General features: G+C 43.0%; 10 protein-coding genes and 4 pseudogenes. 5 read left to right on the forward strand and 9 right to left on the reverse strand.

All coding sequences use genetic code 11. The features are described from left to right. The first annotated feature begins 49 nt into the window (after positions 1 to 49). Positions 50 to 3,079, forward strand: coding sequence for a tetratricopeptide repeat protein (locus tag QUA42_RS26045; RefSeq protein WP_333141376.1), 3,030 nt, complete (start codon positions 50 to 52; stop codon positions 3,077 to 3,079). Positions 3,080 to 3,225: 146 nt separating this feature from the next. Here the strand turns inward: QUA42_RS26045 and QUA42_RS26050 are convergent, their stop codons facing one another. Beyond that, entirely contained in the window at positions 3,226 to 4,593 is a 1,368-nt protein-coding gene (locus QUA42_RS26050) for an aldehyde dehydrogenase (RefSeq protein ID WP_333141378.1), read from the reverse strand. 177 nt (positions 4,594 to 4,770) lie between these two features. Between QUA42_RS26050 and QUA42_RS26055 the strand changes: the two genes are divergently transcribed. After that, a complete protein-coding gene (locus QUA42_RS26055) occupies positions 4,771 to 5,709 on the forward strand; it encodes a glycine betaine ABC transporter substrate-binding protein (RefSeq protein ID WP_333141380.1) in 939 nt (312 codons plus the stop codon). A 142-nt stretch (positions 5,710 to 5,851) separates the two neighbouring features. On the opposite strand, the pseudogene QUA42_RS26060 reads toward QUA42_RS26055, so the two are convergent. Beyond that, positions 5,852 to 6,564 (reverse strand): annotated as a pseudogene (locus QUA42_RS26060) (IS1 family transposase). Here QUA42_RS26060 and QUA42_RS26065 point away from each other — a divergent pair. Together QUA42_RS26065 and QUA42_RS26070 are read left to right on the forward strand one after the other, a co-directional pair. Then, a complete protein-coding gene (locus QUA42_RS26065; protein WP_333141393.1) occupies positions 6,506 to 6,772 on the forward strand; it encodes a hypothetical protein in 267 nt (88 codons plus the stop codon). The pseudogene QUA42_RS26060 and the gene QUA42_RS26065 overlap by 59 nt on opposite strands. Positions 6,773 to 7,490: 718 nt before the next feature. After that, positions 7,491 to 8,368 (forward strand): annotated as a pseudogene (locus QUA42_RS26070) (IS630 family transposase). 56 nt (positions 8,369 to 8,424) lie between these two features. Here QUA42_RS26070 and QUA42_RS26075 read toward each other — a convergent pair. Further along, the gene (locus QUA42_RS26075) at positions 8,425 to 8,817 is read right to left on the reverse strand and encodes an ISAs1 family transposase (protein WP_333141382.1); all 393 of its coding nucleotides are present in this window, start codon (positions 8,815 to 8,817) and stop codon (positions 8,425 to 8,427) included. A 200-nt stretch (positions 8,818 to 9,017) separates the two neighbouring features. On the opposite strand from QUA42_RS26075, the gene QUA42_RS26080 reads away from it, so the two are divergent. Next, positions 9,018 to 9,720 (forward strand): IS1 family transposase gene (locus tag QUA42_RS26080; RefSeq protein ID WP_333141383.1). Its coding sequence is split into 2 segments (ribosomal slippage): positions 9,018 to 9,340 and positions 9,339 to 9,720, totalling 705 coding nucleotides; the frame shifts between segments, so codons are not numbered across the junction. A gap of 235 nt (positions 9,721 to 9,955) precedes the next feature. Here QUA42_RS26080 and QUA42_RS26085 read toward each other — a convergent pair. The 6 genes and pseudogenes from QUA42_RS26085 to QUA42_RS26110 all read right to left on the reverse strand — a co-directional run bounded on the left by QUA42_RS26085 (position 9,956) and on the right by QUA42_RS26110 (position 18,642). Then, positions 9,956 to 11,041, reverse strand: coding sequence for a DUF3474 domain-containing protein (locus tag QUA42_RS26085; RefSeq protein ID WP_333141385.1), 1,086 nt, complete (start codon positions 11,039 to 11,041; stop codon positions 9,956 to 9,958). Between the two features lie 744 nt (positions 11,042 to 11,785). Beyond that, on the reverse strand, positions 11,786 to 13,252 hold the full coding sequence (gene purF, locus QUA42_RS26090) for an amidophosphoribosyltransferase (RefSeq protein ID WP_333141387.1): 1,467 nt from the start codon (positions 13,250 to 13,252) through the stop codon (positions 11,786 to 11,788). A 907-nt stretch (positions 13,253 to 14,159) separates the two neighbouring features. Then, positions 14,160 to 16,187 (reverse strand): bifunctional serine/threonine-protein kinase/formylglycine-generating enzyme family protein, encoded by a 2,028-nt coding sequence (locus QUA42_RS26095; RefSeq protein WP_333141389.1) that lies wholly within the window; start codon positions 16,185 to 16,187, stop codon positions 14,160 to 14,162. 230 nt (positions 16,188 to 16,417) lie between these two features. Further along, positions 16,418 to 16,864: a hypothetical protein gene (locus tag QUA42_RS26100; RefSeq protein ID WP_333141391.1), complete on the reverse strand. Its 447-nt coding sequence runs from the start codon at positions 16,862 to 16,864 to the stop codon at positions 16,418 to 16,420. A 193-nt stretch (positions 16,865 to 17,057) separates the two neighbouring features. Beyond that, positions 17,058 to 17,246, reverse strand: a pseudogene (locus QUA42_RS26105) (transposase); the annotation flags it as partial. A 289-nt stretch (positions 17,247 to 17,535) separates the two neighbouring features. Next, positions 17,536 to 18,642, reverse strand: a pseudogene (locus QUA42_RS26110) (IS630 family transposase). Positions 18,643 to 18,749 lie beyond the last annotated feature (107 nt).

The following is an 18,749-nucleotide window of genomic DNA, read 5'->3' on the forward strand; positions in this document are numbered from 1 at the left end:
TTTTAAACTACGACTCATAAACGCACCATACAAGCTATCTCTCTATTATATGCAACTTCACATAAAATTGGTATTAGGGATATTCGGGACTGTCATTCGGTATCGGGAATCCCGAAACTTTCCCGAAACTTTTTTTAGCAATTTACTTTCCGAAGCTATGCCCAACCAGGGAAAAGGCGAAAAGTCTCGGCAGCGAGTGATTGATTTGGTTGAGGCGCTGCTAAATTATGGGTTGAATGATACAAATCGCATCTCTAATCTCGGCGTCAGTTGGAAAGATAACACCACTGATTTACACGTCAAGACGACGCTGGAAGCCCTGCGCCACTTGCTGAAAGATAAAGGCAGCTTTAAACCAACTGAGAAAACATCTCAAAAGCAAGTTAGAAACAATATCGGTGAGGTACTGACTGATTATCTCAGAGATGTGCTGAAAATTCTGGATGATGACCGCCTGGTAAAGCAGGGTTGTAGCGATTGGAATTTTACTCTGAAGCTGTGGAGTAGAGACAAAACAGAGAATTTGCAAAAGTTGGCAGAAGTGTGGGGCGTTAACGGCGAACCCGGTATCAGCAGTCAGATTAACAGCGGACAAAATACTGACGGCAAAAGCGAGAATGATGATGTGCCCGCAGGTGCCCCTCCCGACAAAACAATCAGGGTGGCTTTCTCTCAACTACCTGACTCTATTCCTGTGTGGAAAGGGCGGGATGAATTGGTGGAAAATTTAACGGCAAAATTAGTACAGATTCTGCCCGATGGCACTTCGCCGCCGAAAGTATTGGCGATTATCGGGCAAGGCGGTATGGGCAAAACGAGTTTGGCTGTCAAACTTTCAGAAGCATTAGGAGTGAATTGGCAGAAGTCTGTTTTTCAAAAGGGGGAAAGTTGGCCCGGTGGCGATTATGAGTGCGCGATGTATTTCGAGGCAAAGGAGAGAACGAGTTTTGATGATGTGGCTGGATTTCTGTTAAGTGAAGGTTTGGGGATTCAGGCTGCGGAAGAGTTAAAAACTGCCGATGAAAAGATTGCGAAAATTATGGCTGGCTTGCAACAAACTCGCTGTCTTTTGGTACTCGACAACCTGGAATCTATTTTGCATCCTGCTGTTGAGGCGGGAAATCCCGACATTTTGGCTGCGGCGCAGGTACATCGAGCAATTTCACCGGATTGGGGTAAGTTGCTGAATGCTTTGGTTTATCAGCAGCACCAATCGCAAACGATTTTAACCAGCCGGGAAGTGCCTGCGGATTTGGCAGATACCCGCTATCCGGGGTTAGCACCGGATTCGGAATTGTTGCATATAGAAGTGTTGCAAGGTGTGGATTTTGCGGCGGGTGTGGAGATTTTGCAGCAGCGAAAGTTGACTGATACATTAGCTGATTTGCAGTGGATATCTCAGCGGGTTGAAGGTCATGTTTTTTTATTAACTCAATTGGCGGCTCTCGGCAAGGGAAAACCGGGATATCTGCGGAAGCATCCCGAATTGGTAACGAAGAATGCAGAACCGATGTTGCGAGAACAACTAACAAGGCAAAGTGAAGCGGCAAGAGATTTACTGCATCGGATGTGTGTTTTGCGAGTGCCGATAGATGTCAGGGGTTTAACTTTTTTGCGACTGTATACGGATGATGTTGAAAAAGATCCCCGCTTTGAAGTAGCAGCAGAATTAGCAGCACCTGCGGAATTGACAGACGCAGAAATTAGGGAGACAGAATCAATTTTACAGCGATTAGTCGGTGCGAGTTTGGTGCAGAGTCGTTATGACGAGGAGAAATGTGAGAATTTTTATGATTTGCACCGAGTGATTGAGGAGTTTTTGCAAGGGGAATATAGAGATGAACTGCCCAAGCTGCTGGAAAGTGTTTATAAGTTTTACTGCACTGGTAAAAATGTGGATCATCCTCAAAGTTTAGAAGATTTACAAGCTGTTCTAGAAGCTCAACATTTTGCCTTTAGGTTGGGCAACTATCGCGCAGCTTACTACTTAATCCCGCGTGAATACTTAAGAAGGTGGGGATACTGGAATTTATCAAAAGAATTGTACGAGCAAATATTACCTTATGTTGAAGGCGCTCGACGTTCTTATTGCTTGATAAATTTAGGTGCAATTCATCGGGATTTGGGAAATTGGGATTTAGCAGAAAAATCTTTTAAAGAGGCGCTAGCAATCGCAGAAAAAGAAGATAATAAGAGACACATTGCTACTTCATTAGGGATGTTGGGAGAGATCGAGCGAAATCGCGGTAATTGGGATGAAGCTGAGAAACTCTACCGGCAATCTTTGGCATTGAGAACAGAATTGGGCGATCGCCAAGGGATGGCAAGTTCTTGGGGATTGTTGGGAAATATCGAGCGAAATCGCGGCAATTGGGATGAAGCTGAGAAACTCTATCGGCAATCTTTGGCATTGAGAACAGAATTGGGCGATCGCCAAGGGATGGCAACTTCTTGGGGTGCGTTGGGAGATATCGAGCGAAATCGCGGCAATTGGGATGAAGCTGAGAAACTCTATCGGCAATCTTTGGCATTGAGAACAGAATTGGGCGATCGCCAAGGGATGGCAACTTCTTGGGGAGTGTTGGGAGATATCGAGCGAACTCGCGGCAATTGGGATGAAGCTGAGAAACTCTACCGGCAATCTTTGGAATTGAGGACAGAATTGGGCGATCGATCGGGCATGGCAACTTCTTGGGGAGTGTTGGGAAATATCGAGCGAAATCGCGGCAATTGGGATGAAGCTGAGAAACTCTACCGACAATCTTTGGAATTGAGGACAGAATTGGGCGATCGCCAAGGGATAGCAATGTCGATCGGTTGTCTGGGAGACCATGAACTCCGTAGAGGCAATCTAGATACAGCAGAACAACTGTTAACAGAAGCTTTAGGAAAAATGCAAAAACTGGGGATGACTTGGGATATTGCCGAAGTTAACTACGATTTAGCACGCCTTGAGCGAAAGCGCGGCAACACAGAAGTTGCTCAACAACATTACGATACAGCACATCAAATTTTTCAGCAATTGGGAGCGGCTAAGGATTTGGAGAACATCGATCGAGAATGGCACAGCACCGATTAGAACAGGGATATGGGATTGAAGGAGGCGCTCTTTGCTAACAACAAACACGTCAAATATTCAGTCCGGCAGGGGTTGAAACCGCTGCCGGGCTTCAGGAGAAAGAAACAGCCCTGGGGGGTGAGGGGGAATTTGGTGGTTAGGCAATATCAACCGATCAGCTTTTTAATCAAATCCAACTTACCTAGATAGGGAGCGTACCGCCATTTTAAGTCAAGTAAAAATGACTTTTGCAGGACGCTTTTTTGATGCGAAAAAGTGTCAAAAGTTGCTTTGCCGTGATAGGTGCCGATGCCGCTATCGCCAACTCCGCCAAAAGGTAAATAGCTTAGTCCGCCTTGCATAACCGTGTCGTTTATGCAAACTCCGCCGGAAGAAGTTTCCCGCAAAACTCGCTCTTGTTTCTCTTTATCCTTCGAGAACAAATACAAAGCTAGGGGTTTGGGACGGGCGTTAATTTGGGCGATCGCCTCTCCGAAATCATCATATTCCAAAACTGGCAAAATCGGCCCAAAAATCTCATCCTGCATCACAGGCGAATCCCAGGAAACCTTGTCGAGAACCGTCGGTGCAATATATTTATCTTCGGGGTTTGTTTGACCGCCGGCGACAATTTCTCCGTCTTTCATTAACTCTGCCAAACGTCCTAAATGATGCTGATTGATAATTCGGGAATAGTCGGGACTTTTCTGTGGCTCGTCGCCGTAAAATTCGTGAATTGCTGTTTTAATTGCCTGGAGCAAATCTGGTTTAACTTTTTTATGAACTAACAGGTAATCGGGAGCGATACAAGTTTGACCAGCATTGATAAATTTGCCCCAGGCAATGCGTTTAGCAGTGTATTCAACTTGAATCTCTGAGTCTACAATGCAAGGACTTTTGCCGCCTAATTCTAAGGTGACAGGTGTCAGGTGTTTGGCGGCGGCTTGCATCACTATTTTACCGACTTTTGTGCCTCCGGTAAAGAAGATGTGGTCGAATTTTTCCGCTAATAATTGTTGACTGGTTTCGACTCCTCCTTCGACGGCGGCTACATAAGCGGGATCGAAGGTTTTGGTAATCAAGTCGGCGACAACTGCCGACGTGTGCGAGGCGACTTCTGAAGGTTTGAGGATGGCGCAGTTGCCTGCGGCGATCGCCCCGATCAAGGGTGATATCATTAGCTGAAATGGGTAATTCCAAGGCCCGATGATTAAAACTACGCCCAAAGGTTCTGGGTAAATGCGGGCCGATGCTGGAAATTGCTCGATCGAAGTACGCACTTTTTTCGGCTTTACCCACGATTTAACGTTTTTGATGGCATAATTAATGTCTGCGATCGTAGCAAGTTCAAAATAAGCCTCGTACTCCGGCTTGTTCAAATCAGCGTTGACAGCATCCACAATCCGTGATTGATTGGAAGCGATCGCACTTTTGAGATTCTTGAGTTGTTCGATCCGAAAATCCACATCCTTAGTTTTCCCAGTCGCAAAAAATTGTCGCTGCTGGTGGATAATATCGCTGACTCTGATTACCATATTTATTCCTCCATGTCTATCAATAAATGTTACAACAGGAAAACGGAAGTTGGGTAAAGTGCGATCGGTGTTAGAGCTCCAACTTATTGAACAAGTCGGGGTCTTCCCTTTACAAATCATTGAGCAATGCTATAAATTAGAAGCTAATAATTGTGGAAATGACAATGGAGTTCGCTTATGAAAATATCTAAGAACGATTTTTTTTTCTATTCCTGCTGGCTGCTTTGCTTGCTTGCAGTAGCAGGATGTACCTCTAATTTCCAAAAGCAAGGTAAACCCCAAAAGGAACTTGTCATCTGCTCGAAAGACTTTACCGAACAAGTCATCCTCGCAGAAATTTTAGCACGCCATATCGAAGCTAGAACAGATATCAAAGTAGAACGAGAACTAAATCTCGGAGGCTCGCTTTGCCATGAATCCCTAAGAGCAGGTAAAATCGACTTGTACGTCGAATACACGGGTACTGCTTACGCCAACCTGCTCAAACAAAAACCGATTTCTGATCCCAAAAAAGTCCTCGATTACCTCAAACAAAAATATCCCAAACAGTTTAAAGCTGAATGGACAGAACCGCTGGGATTTAATAACAGTTTTGCGATTATTGTGCGGGGAGACGAGGCCAAAAAACTCAATTTACAAACTCTCTCGCAACTAGGGAAAGTTGCACCTAACCTCCGGGCTGGTTTCGGCCCAGAATTTAACGAGAGAGAAGATGGATTTCCTGGATTGGCTAAAACTTACGGGATTAAATTTCGAGAAGAACCGAAGGAATTGCTGTTAGGATTGCTTTATCAAGCGCTGCAACAAAAAGAAGTAGATGTGATTGCTGGTAATACAACGGACGGTTTGATTCAAAGTTTGGGTTTAGTAGTGCTCAAAGATGACAAGAACTATTTCCCGCCCTACGAAGCAGTTCCTGTTGTGCGATCGCAAATTTTGGAGAAATACCCAGAATTGCGTCAAGTGCTCGCAGAATTGGGCGGCAAAATCTCCGAGGAAGATATGCGTAAACTCAACTACCAAGTTGATAAGAAACAGCAGGAAGCTGGACAAGTAGCCCAGGAGTTTTTGCAGGAAAAATTGCGCCTTTCAAATCCCGGATCTAGCGCAAAGTAATGGGCAGTTTCTCTCCTACAAGTTCACTTTATATGCGTAGCAGCTTACTTAGAACAGGAGTTTAGACTAAGACAGAATAAAGAGATTCATTACTGTAGATTGAAGGCACTAAAAAATGAAAAATAAACAACTTGAGGTAGTCCTAAACAAGTAATGATAAATTGTAGTGATGGATAAAATACCCAATCGCACCCATGTGATTATTGAATGACTTAGAAAAAGATAAGGTCTTTCGTACCAAACGAGACACCCGTTGTCGGAGAGTGTTATTGAAGCGCTCGATATAACTGGTTTTACCCGTTTCTTTCCGGACCGCCTGATGCCGATTACTTGGTAACACATTCGAGTAAGCCGCCCAGAAATCCGTGTAGACGACGGCACATTGTCGATAGACCCGCGGTAATGATTTCCATAATTCACTCGCGGCGGCCGAGTCTCTTGCCCCAATGTAAACTCCGACAATTTCACGGGTCTTGGCGTCTAAAGCTAACCAGATCCACTGTTTATTGCCTTTATGGTCTACAAATGACCATAATTCATTACATTGAATCGTGAGCTTTCCTTTTTTTTTTGATGACACCTGTACAGTTCGGGGTAAAGAGGGCGTATTTCCGGTTAACATAATCTTGGATCCATTGCTGCGAAACCTTGAGAGCACGGGCGATTTCGGCAAGAGAGAGGCGTTCTAGCAATAATCGGTCGATTAGTTCTTTGGTCGCTGAGTCGATCACCTTCTTGTCTGGATTTAAGGGCAAATTGCCGACCATACTCGTAACATTTAAATCTTTGTTTTCCCGTGTCCAGAGGACCTTTTTTCACGATTCGGGCAGAAGAGCAAGCGGGACAATGCGGCAGAGTTGACAAAAAACTTATCAAGGCTACTATCTTACCATCATTACTTCTTGGCCACTACCATGGACACAAAATTACTGATTGGGAAAAATTTACAAAATTTGTCGAGGTTAATGGAGATAAAACTCAAGTAGAGATGGCAAAACTATGGACAGAAGAAATTAGTAATCGCACTATATCACGGGAATTAAAAAAAATGGTTTACGCGTAAAAAAACTTATGGTTATCAAGAAAGAGATGAAGTTAAACGACTTCTCTTTAAACAAGATATAGCGCTGTCTGTACCACAGGACATAGTGTATATAGATGAGTCTGGGATGGGTAGTAGAGAAAATTATAGCTATGGTTGGAATGCTAAAGGGAGCAGCTTTTATGCTTTAAAAAATGGCATTCGACAAGGGCGAGTTAATATGATTATTGCCCCCCAGTGATGGTGAGTTATTGGCTCCGTTTACTGTTGATGGTTCTTGTAATCGAACCGTGTTTGAAACCGGGCTAGAAACTTGTTTAATCCCTAGGGTAAACGCATCTAAATTAATTTGACACAAACGTAAATTTTTGCATTACTAAATAACTAAAAAAACCTTCTCAAAATTTTTAATTTTAACCAAATTTGATCAGATTAAATCACTACCTTAAGATTTTCTGAACTTCTTAAAGCCGGATAATTTTCCTTCTTAGATTGCTATTATAGCCTTTATCAGAAAGATGAGGTATCATGTAACTGACTTGAACGAAGGGAAAAATATAGAACCAGAAAATGTCATGCAGATATAATGAAATGAGCGCTCACAGCATTTGCTCGACCCACAGCATTCACTCGACTGACAACTATCAATGATTGTAGAAAGTATCACACATTAGTAAAAATGAAAACTTATTCGATTGATTTTAGACAAAAAATTATGGATGTGTAGCATAATGAACCGCTGTCACAAAGAGCAATAGCCAAGCGTTTTTGTGTAGCCTTTAGTTTCGTCCAAAAGCCGATTAAACAGTATCGTGAGACCCAAAATATTGCTCCTCGGACTGAGCGATGCGGAGTCAAATTAAAACTGAATGCAGAACAACTGCTGATTTTAGCAGAATTGATTGAAGCTTCGGATGATGCCACTCTCGAATAACTCCGTTATTTACTCTACCAAAAAATTGGTTTTACCATCAGCATAGCAACGATGGGAAGAATGACAAAACTCTTAAACATGACTTTAAAAAAAACTCTTTTCCCCTCCTATAAAGGTACTGACAGAGTTCTGAACCTGCGATCTGAGTTCTGGCCAAAAATCCGAGAAGTTTGTTTCAAAGACTTAATATTCAGTGATGAATCTGGAGTTAACTTGGCAATGGTTAGGTTATATGCTCGGTCTCTAAAAGGTTCAATAACCCAGGTACAAAACCGAATAAACGTGGAAGAAATGTCTCAATAATTGGATCTATATCGGTCAATGAAGTCCTAACCTCAGTCAATTTAATAGGTACAATCGATGCAATTACATTTGAGGTTTTTATCATCCGAAAACTCGTACCAAAATTAGGGAAAAGTAATTGTGTAGTGATGGATAATTGTACTATTCATACCGGAGAAGAAGTAGAAAAAGCCATCACAAAAAAGGGGGCAAAATTAATATACTTGTCGCCCTATTCGCCGGACTTCTCCCCCCTTGAAAATTTATGGTCAAAACTTAAAAATATTCTCTGTTCTATCAAGAGTTAGCAAAAGCACTCTTGGTTTGCATTTAATGAAGTTACATCACAAAATATTTGGAATTGGTTTACTCACTGCTGTTATTGTACCTCATATTTATGAGAAAGGCTATATATTTCGAGTATTAACTGGGATATTTTAAAATTTTAACTAAATAATTATTGTCCATTGCGGCTTGATACCGTTTCATTTTTAGACTTTGTTTTGAAGTTTTTTCTTGTTTCAGTAAGTTTATAGCACTGGCGAGGTAGAAGTGCAAAATTTTCGGGAGAGTTTTGTTTCCGAATTCGGCTTTCATATTCACAAAATGTAACGTCTAGCGTCCAATGTAAGCTATTTTCAATGCGCCAATGACTGCGGAGCGCCCCAGCAATTGTCTCAGCATTACTGCTCAAACTACTCAAGTAAAAACGAGCTTCAGTCGTGGTTTTATTCCACACCCGTCCTTCACTAACTATCATGACAACTGTTTTTAAGCGCCTGCATAATTCTTGATTATGCAGATGTGGTAACTCGGATACATCAACAGTCCAGATTTGTCTTTTTTCCACTCGATGCTCTCCCGCTTCTACTCGCTCATAAGAATTTTACTCTTTGCCTAAATAATCTTTTTTGTTCGCTACCTCAAACCACTATTCCACAGCTTTGTAGAGGAGTTTTTGATGGCTTTTTAAAGCTAAAACCTAATTCTTTTTCTTAACAATCAAAGATGGGCATTGCTGAGTTAGAGTATGAATAGGAGGAATAATTTATGCAATGCCCCGAATCTAAATCAACCCATATCCGTAAAAACGGTAAGAAGAAAGGAAAACAGAATCACATTTGTGTCCAATGTGGTCGTCAATTCATCAATCAGTATGAGCCCCATCGAGGTTATAGCGAGAGCATCAAACGTGATTGCCTAAAAATGTACGTAAATGGTATGGGTTTACGGGCGATAGAACGAGTTAAGGGAGTTCATCATACCACGGTAATAAATTGGGTAAAACAAGTCGGAAAACTGTTACCAGATGCTTATGACCCCGAAGTCATGCCAGAAGTCGGTGACCTTGATGAATTACAGACTTATGTGAAAAAAAAACCACAAAATCTGGCTGTGGACAGCCGTTGACTACTTGCGGTCAGGAATTTTAGGATGGGTATTAGGAGATCATGGTTCCGAGACGTTTGAATCGTTGTGGGACACGGTAAGTGCCTGGAAATGCTATTTTTATGTCACGGATGGATGGCCAGTCTATCCGATGTTTATTCCTGATGAATATCACATCATCAGCAAGACTTATATGACACGAGTAGAAGGGGAAAATACGAGGTTGAGACATTATCTGGCAAGACTACATCGCAAGACTCTTTGTTATTCTAAGTGCGCGGAAATGATCAGGCACTCTATTAAATTATTAATACATTACCTAAAATTTCAGGATGTTCCCGTTCCAGCAGTATTCATACCTTGATTCAGCAACGCCGATAAAATATTGGTAACATTTATTTTGGGCATAAGCGACTGTGTAACGATTTGACTCCCTATCTTTTTTTACTATAATTCGGCTGCATCTTTACCCACTCTGGGTTTCGGGCGGCTTGTTACCCCTCCAGATGTGGAACATCTAATGAAACACGCCCAAAAATAATGAAAAACCCGGTTTCTTTAAGAAGCCGGGTTTTTGCGTATTCTATTGTTTATTTAAGCTACTTAACTTCAGCCGATCGCCGACTGTTAGGTGATTCGTAGTAAACTCCAGAACCTGTATCCGAGACAAAATGACAATCCCAGTAAGAGCGAATAAAGCTCTTCCAAATTGGCTCGGTTGACTTGCGATAATAATCGCCCAACACTGGCTTGATGGCTTCGGTTGCTTCCTTCAAGTGATAGTGCGGCATTGTCGAGAAAATGTGGTGGGCTACGTGAGTGCCGATGTCGTGATGGATAGAATTGATAATTCCGTAGTCGCGATCGATCGTAGACAATGCACCTTTCAAGAAAGACCAATCTTTACCGCGATACCAAGGAATATCGGCTTCTGTGTGGTGCAGGAATGTTACCAAATCCAGCCACATCACGAACACTACATAGGGAACCAAGTAGAACTTAAGTAAAAACAGCCAACCAAACTGATATGTTAGCGCGCCTAAAAAGCCTACCATCAGTACCAAGGATGCGGAACTCGTCAACACATCCCATTTTTCGGACGGACGGAAAATCGGGCTACCGGGCATGAAGTGAGAACCTGCCCGATCGGGCGATCGGCGAAATAGATAAATTGGGTAGGCAAATAACATCAAATAAAAGCGTCCCAGCTTTTCGTACCAAGGCATTTGATTGTATTTGCTCTCCGATACCGGATACCAGCTTTCATCGTTATCTAAGCTGCCTGTATTTGCGTGGTGGGTTCTGTGACTAATCCGCCAACCGTGGAAGGGCACGAGAATAGGAGCGTGGGAGAGGTGTCCGATCAGGTTGTTGAGCCATTTGCTCTTAGAAAATGAACCGTGTCCGCAGTCGTGGCCCACTACAAACAATGCCCAAAACATGGTTCCCTGCATCAACCAAAAGATTGGGTAAAAAAGCCAGGAATCGAGGGTGTAGGCGATCGCATACAAACCTGCGATAATTCCAAGATCTAAAAAGAAATAAGCCAGAGATCTCCATGCCGAGGGTTCAAAACAGTGGGCTGGAATAGCTGCCTTGATATCTTGAAGAGTAAAAGGTAACTCTGCTGTACGAGAGGATGAGCCTTGATTGCTCGCGGGATTGAGAACAGTATTTGATTGCACGAAGTTTCCGATTTAAGCTGACTTGAGAAACCGCATTCCGCCTTGTAACAGTCAATCGATTTTAGATTTTAGATTTTAGATTTTAGATTCACTCCACAGATGAATCTGGGGGCTTAAACTAAGATCTAAATTCTTTGGCTCTCCCGGACAGGAGTCGGGGGGCTGTATCCCTATGCAGGTGAGGTAACATTCAACCTGCAAGGAGCCATATTTTTACTCTGCAAGGGTTTCTAAAGTTCTTTAGTTCGCAGGATTAGCCCGTCCGCGATTCTCAAGCAAGTTGGCTTGTGGAATACTTGTGTGGGAAAAATTAGTGCGATCGACCCTGTTATCTGAAAAAATCTCATGTGCCCGTTGTTGGTGCGAAATGCGATTTCAATCTGAGAGTGGACATCTGGAGGAACTACCTCCAGTCTGCAGGTAGCATACAGCGCTTCGAGCAATAATTGTGAACGAGAGTGTAGGGAAAAACCATCGATTTTAGATTGGCGATTTTAGATTCAAGCACAAATCTCCAATCTCCAATCTCCAATCTCCAATCTCCAATCTCCAATCCGAGTGTTGGGTTTCACACCAGTGGTACCCAAGCGACTGTTTACTAAAGTTCACCAATTCTGCAAGAATTGCTAAAGCTAAGTTAATGTAACATTTCTACACACATTCTGGCAATGACTTACCAGAAAAACTTGAAAATCCCTAAATTGCGGAAAGTGACGGGCGATTGCTTTCTCGCTTTTTGATTTTTTAGGTTCCAGCTTTTTCTAATATGAGCTTAGACCGTTTTACCATTTCTGGAACGTCGATCGGATAATCGCCAGTGAAACACGCGGAACAAAAACTCATCGGGTCTTCGTTAGTCGCCTTCAGCATTCCATCCCAACTTAAGAAAGCCAAAGAATCAACCCCAATTTGGGCGCCGATTTCTGCGACTGACTTAGTAGCAGCAATCAACTGATCTTGATTGTCGGTGTCGATCCCGTAGAAACAAGGATGAGTCACTGGCGGCGAGGAAATTCTCATGTGAACTGCGGTTGCGCCAGCATCCCGCAAGGCTTTGACGATTTTGCGACTGGTAGTACCGCGCACGATCGAATCGTCGATAATGATTACCCGCTTTCCTTCCAACACATCTTTGAGAGGGTTTAGTTTCATGCGGATTCCTGACTCGCGCATTGTCTGAGTCGGTTGAATAAAAGTGCGCCCGACGTAGCGGTTTTTAATCAATCCTTCGGCGTAAGGAATGCCGGAAGCTTGAGAAAAGCCGATCGCCGCCGGGATTCCAGAATCGGGAACGCCGATGACTATATCAGCATCAGCCGGAGATTCTGCTGCCAACAAACGCCCGATCCGCAACCGGTAGCTGTACAAACTTTCACCTTCCATCTGGCTGTCCGGTCGAGCAAAATAGATCATTTCAAAGATGCAAAGTTTGCGCTTCTGCTGCTGACTCCAGTGGAAGGAAGCCATACCTTCCTCTGTAATCCAAACTAATTCCCCCGGTTCTACGTCTCGCAAAAATTCAGCACCGATAATATCCAAACCACAAGTTTCCGATGCTAAAACGTATCGTACCGGAGTTGTGGGGAGGATGCCAATTACCAGCGGTCGGACGCCGTGGGGGTCGCGGACTCCCATCACGCCTTTGGGGGTGGCGATCGTCAAACTAAAGGCTCCTTGGCACATAGCAAAGGCGCTGATCGCTGCTTCAAGCCAGTCTTTGCCCTTGTCTACCTCGGAACCGATCGCCACGGCGATCGCCTCTGAATCCGTCGTGCTGACAAACTCGCACTTGCGAGACAGCAATTCTTCCCGCAATTCTTTGGTATTGACAAGATTCCCGTTATGTGCCAATGCGAGACTTCCCAAACGGGTTTCGACGACAACAGGTTGAGCGTTGACAACCCGCGACGAGCCGGTAGTAGAGTAGCGAGTGTGGCCTACTGCTAAGTTACCGGGCAAGTGACCTAAACTCGATTCGTTAAAGACTTGGGAAACCAGTCCCATATCTTTGTGCAGGTGGACTTTTTCACCTTCAAAGGTGGCAATTCCTGCTGATTCCTGACCGCGGTGCTGCAAAGCATACAAACCGAAGTAGGTCAACTTGGCGACATCTTCACCCGGTGCGTAGATACCGAAAACGCCACAAGCTTCCTCGGGCTTGTCGGGTTTGCTAGAATGCTCGTCAGCCGCGAAGGAATGGTTGGGAATCATAGATGGGTGGGTTCCTAATGGGGAAGGTGGGTTAGGGGGACAGTTTCAGCGGGAAATCTTGTTTGCGAAAGCGTCGCATAACTTAACATTCCCTTAATCTTGCCACGGATCTGTCATTATTTCCAACTCGTGTAGCATTTCAGACAGAAGCGATGCGGCGTTTAATGGCATTGTAGTATCGATCGCCGCCAAATCCTATATTAACCTTGATTAATGGTGGGCGAGGGATTCGGTGATTAAAAAATACTGTTGGCGAATTCGCCAAGGGTGTTACCCCTCACATCTCCAATGCAGCATTTGGCTTCGCTCTCGCTAGTTAATAGCTATATGGTTAATTAAATATTTATTCCAGAGCCACCATTTTTAGGGGTGAGGGGTAACACCATTTTTAAATTCGCCAACAGTCTCTTGAAATCGCTTAAAAGCCAAACTCTCGTCCCAGCAGAAGGGAACAAAGAAATAGGCGATCGTGCAATGGAAAATAAATTAGAAACTTGCTTGACGGGCTTTTTCAAATATTAGGATTTAAGGGCGATCGAGCTTGACTTATTCATAAAATTGACCTACTATATCATCAGGGGAATCTGTGCGGCCATGTAAAGTCAATTTTGGCCCGGCAAGTTATGGCAATAGCACGGAGCAGATAAGTTTTTCAATTTAATTTGTAGGGTGCGTCGCTGTGAAATTGTCGATCGAACTTGCAGATTGTTTCGGGCGACGCACATTACTGATTTGTGGTGCGTCGCTGTGAAATTGTCGATCGAACTTGCAGATTGTTTCGGGCGACGCACCCTACGCCTTCAACCCGCGCACCATCGAGGTAAAGTCTCGTGTATGCGCGGTTTCAACCGCCGAGTCTTAAAAGAAGAGGCCTCGCGGGAGACTACTGTACACGGAAAACCCGAGACTAGGCGGACACAAAAGCCACGCGAAAACCGATGTCCGAATAACGATCGCCCGCCGAATTGCTAAGACGATAGGCACTGCGACAATTCACCGCAGTGTCCTTCCAAGAACCGCCACACCGCACCGGGCGATCGTTGTCGAGATGACTGCACCATTCCCAAACATTTCCGTGCATATCATAAAGTCCAAAAGCATTGGGCCCAAAACTCCCGACATTAGTTGTTTGTTTGCGGAAAAGTCCCTTCGATGCCCCAGCGTAGGGATTATTGCCATTATAATTAACTAAATCCGGGGTAATTGTTTCACCAAAAGAGAAAGGTGTTTTGGTTCCGGCGCGACAAGCATATTCCCATTCCGCTTGTGAAGCTAAGCGATAAGTCTTGCCTGTTTTTTTAGAAAGTCGCTTGCAGAATTCCGCAGCGTCATTCCAGCTTACTTTTTCAACAGGAAGTTTGGCACCTTTGAACTCAGAAGGGTTATTTCCCATCACCGCTTGGTATTGTTCTTGAGTAATCTCATATTTACCCATAAAAAAAGCAGGCATATTCACGGTACGCTGCGGCCCTTCATAGCTACTTCGTCCGGCTTCCGTATCGGGGGAACCCATCACGAAACTGCCCCCAGGAATTGCTACCATGTCTAGAGTAATACCATTCCCAATATTTTCTATAAAAGCCTGTGCTTTTCCTGGACGGCGGTTGGCAATTTGCCCCCTTGAGTTGACTGTCACTGTTTCAAAAATAAAGCTTTTTAAAGCATTGGAAAATGGCTGAGGTTTTGGAGTTTCTGGTGTCGGTTTTGGAGATATTTTTGGAGATGTTTTTGGCGATGGACTTTCTGCTACAGATTCTGGAGATGGTTTTGGCGATGATTTTTTAGCTGTAGTTTTTGGAGATGATTTTTGAGCTGATGACTTAGGAGATGGCTGCTCATTTTTGGATGAAGGTGGAAGATTTGGTGAAGATGAAGAAGATTTGTTCTTCAACAAACTTTGACTCAGCAAAGCTAATGCAAATCCTCCCCCAGCAAAACCTGCTAATTGCAATAAACCTCGCCTTGTTGTGTTAGTTTGTAACGGCAAAGAGTGTTGTGGAATCAGAGGAATTGTGGGATTTAGTATCGGTGCGGGAGTTGGTAGTGACTGACGTTGAAAATCTATTAAAACTTCATCGGCTGATTGATAGCGCTGCTGGATATCTTTTGCCAACAACTTAGATAAAATCAATTCCAATCCCTTGTCTATGGGACTTTTCAAATGTTGCTGCCAATTTCCAGTCCAACTATAACCGTGTTCCGTCCACAAACCATAAGGATGTACCCCTGTCAGTAGATGAAAAGCCGTCGCCCCCAAACTGAACAAATCGCTGGCTGCATAAGCTTCACCCCCTTGCATTTGTTCAAGCGGTGCATAACCATGCGAACCAATTTGCGTTCCCTGTCTTGATATCACTGTTCCCGACAACTGTTTGGAAACTCCGAAATCAATCAGCATTAACACACCGTCGCTGCGACGGCGCATAATATTCTCAGGCTTGATATCTCGGTGAATAATTTTTTGTTCGTGAACAAACTTGAGAACAGGTAGAAGTTCGAGTAATAGTTGCTTAACTTGGTCTTCTTGCCAAATTCCCTGATTTTGGAAAAGGGTCAACAAATTATCCCCATCAACAAACTGTTGTACGAGATACAAATATTTTTTGTCTTCAAAGTAGGCATCTAGTGATGGAATTTGGGGATGTTGTCCTAGCTGTTGCAGTTGTCTGGCTTCTTGCTGAAATAATTCTACCGCTTTGTTAATCGCCCAAGTTCCCTGGACATCTGGTGCTAATTGTTTAACGACACAGGGTTGATTTAGTCTATCAATATCTTCTGCTAAATAGGTTCTGCCGAAGCCACCTTGACCGAGGAGTTTGATCATGCGGAAGCGATTTCGCAGGATGGGTACGAGTTGAAGACCACAACTGATGCAATATGTTTGTCCGTCTGGGTTTTGAGGATTGGGGCAGTCGGGATTGATACAGCAAATCATTTATTTTAGGAATGATATTGTTTATATTGTATAGGACTTACGCATGGGACCCAGAAACCGTTTTTTTTTATGAAAATACTTCGTTCGATCTCGCAGATTCGGTAAAAAACTCGGTTATGAAGGCGGAGTGCGTCCACTAGTCTAATTTGTAGGGTGCGGATATGTGAGATTTGCATCTTACTTGGAGATTGTAGATGGCGACGCACCCTAAAGCTTCAACCCGCGCACCATCAGGTTTTCGTTGGTGTAGACGCGGTTGAAACCGCCGATTCCAATTCTTGAAAAATTTTGTAACTACCCCAAACTACTTCGATATAAATACCCCCTTCCAGTCGAAAGTAGAAAAGGGGCGACGAACCTGTCTCAACCAAACCTGCTTGATTTTGAAAAGGATAGGGCAAAGTAGATAAAGTTTGACTCTTATCTTCTGTCAATTGTCTTAATTCTGCGTTACCCACCCAGAAGCAAGACTCTTCTGAGTCGGAGTTGACTGGTTGAGAGATTACCTGATGAATGAGTTGATATAATTCGATGGAAGTGTCATAAATCCCGGTTCCCAATGTAAAGTATAAGCGCAAGGTTAAAAGTTGGGAGATTAGAGTAATGCCTGCGAGGTCGGCACTTTTCAAGTCTTCTATGCAAAAATGTTTTAAAGGGCGATCGGTTGTAGCAGTCATAGAATTATTAAATTCAATTAAGATATGGACGGCGGCCCATAACGATAGACACGAATCACTTTTACCGTCAGGATCTCAGCAGTAGATATCGCATCATTAATATTCGCACTCAGTATAGGCATATCGTCATGTCGCGTGCAGGCAATAATACCACAATGGTCAGGTTTCAGGGCTCTTCCGTACTTACCGCTGCTCATTTTTTAGGAAAATGCCAAAAAAGTAATGCCCGTATTTCAAAATTTATCAAATTTCTAAATCCCAAACCACACCTTTTTAATAGCTGTAATTTAGTATTAATTCCCTCTACTATCCCATTAGTTGTTCTTTCTTCAAAATACCCCCCAATCTCTCCCAACCATCTTTTGATTGTTTCTACACTCTTTTTATAGTATGGTTGTGCCTTTTTTAGGCTCTTCCGTACTTACCGCTGCTCAAATGTTAGTTAAAGGTTCATGATAATTGTGACTATCGAATAAATAATGAACAAGTTAATGACAAGTATTCTCAATTTGCCCGGTGTCGTAGTAGAAGATTACAAACAGACAGGAGAAACATTAATATTAGTAATAAAATCACAAAAAACGACAGCCTCTTGCCCTGTTTGCAGTCAATCCAGCCATCATTAGCATCAAAATTATAGATATAGCGCTCGTAAATCATTCATAAATTAATTAAGGGTTCGATCGAGCAGCAGTTCCATTGAGTTTTGGTTCAAAACTACCAAATTTGTGTAACTTGGGAAAGTCAAAGCTTTGTTCATGTATGGTAAAATTTAAGAACCATTTAACCAAGGAAAAAGAACCGATACGATTACCAAATTTCCTCACCCAAGTCTTGGCATTAAGCCAAATATCTTCGACCGGATTCTGTTCGGGAGCATTGGGAGCAAACAGGACACAAGTTAAAGGCCATTCATTCCGCTTTTTGCCTTGATTAATTTCTTCTAGGTAAGCTTTCATCTCTTTATATTGGTGATAGCTGGCTCCATCCCAAATGATCAAATGTCTAGCTTCGGGATTTAAAGATTGTAATTTTTTTAAGAAACCGACTGTATTCTCAGAATTTGCCGTTGCCTATTCTCGCAGAACAAACTGTTTTGTTAAATAATTTACTGCTCCATAATAAGTTTGTTTTTCTCTTTGATTCACCAGGGGTATTTCTATTCTTTCATTGCGCCTTCCCCAAAGATAGCCACAGACATCTCCCCAAAGAAGATGACACTCATCAATAAAATACACAACCAGCTCTCTCGATTCTATAGCTTCTCGATGTTCTTCAAGAATTTCACAAATTTCTTGGTGCTTTTTTTTGACGAGTTTTTCATCACGCTTTTGGTTCTTCTTTTGAGATTTTTTTCAGCTAATCCCCGCCGATTTAAAAAGTTGATAATAGCTAGCTTTGGATTGAAATTCAATCTGATACCGCTCCGCTATATGATTTGATAATTCGGATAAATCCCAGTATTTTTTATTGGATAACCATTGGATGACTTGGGCTCGTTCTTCTGGTTTAAGTTTCCCCCGCGAGCCTTTATGATGTAAGCGCAAACCTTCAATTCCATGCAACGCATAATTAATTTTCCACTTGCTGATAAATGGAGATGATACTCCCAAAATATTTTGAATAGTTTGGCGGTCGGTTCCTTCAATTAACATACGGATAGCCAATGCTCTTTTTAGTTCTCTTGGGTCAGGATTACTGGCAATAAAATTTTTGAGTTCCAATAAAGCTGGGACTTCATGCTCCACAAATTTTTCTGCCGATTGCTTTTGGGACATCTCAACTCCTACTTAGATTCAGGTCCTCATTATATAGCAATCCTAAATCATTATCATGAGTACGGTACAATTATATGCAATACTTGATTATGACAAAAAAAATGAAT

This window comes from Microcoleus sp. Pol11C2 (assembly GCF_036701505.1).
Lineage (GTDB): Bacteria > Cyanobacteriota > Cyanobacteriia > Cyanobacteriales > Microcoleaceae > Microcoleus.

What these genes read in the sequence shown, in the direction of transcription:
- QUA42_RS26100 (WP_333141391.1), bottom strand. Translation starts at nt 16,864, where the DNA reads ATGACTGCTACAACCGATCGCCCTTTAAAACATTTTTGCATAGAAGAC.
- purF (WP_333141387.1), bottom strand. Translation starts at nt 13,252, where the DNA reads ATGATTCCCAACCATTCCTTCGCGGCTGACGAGCATTCTAGCAAACCC.
- QUA42_RS26055 (WP_333141380.1), top strand. Translation starts at nt 4,771, where the DNA reads ATGAAAATATCTAAGAACGATTTTTTTTTCTATTCCTGCTGGCTGCTT.
- QUA42_RS26045 (WP_333141376.1), top strand. Translation starts at nt 50, where the DNA reads ATGCAACTTCACATAAAATTGGTATTAGGGATATTCGGGACTGTCATT.
- QUA42_RS26050 (WP_333141378.1), bottom strand. Translation starts at nt 4,593, where the DNA reads ATGGTAATCAGAGTCAGCGATATTATCCACCAGCAGCGACAATTTTTT.
- QUA42_RS26095 (WP_333141389.1), bottom strand. Translation starts at nt 16,187, where the DNA reads ATGATTTGCTGTATCAATCCCGACTGCCCCAATCCTCAAAACCCAGAC.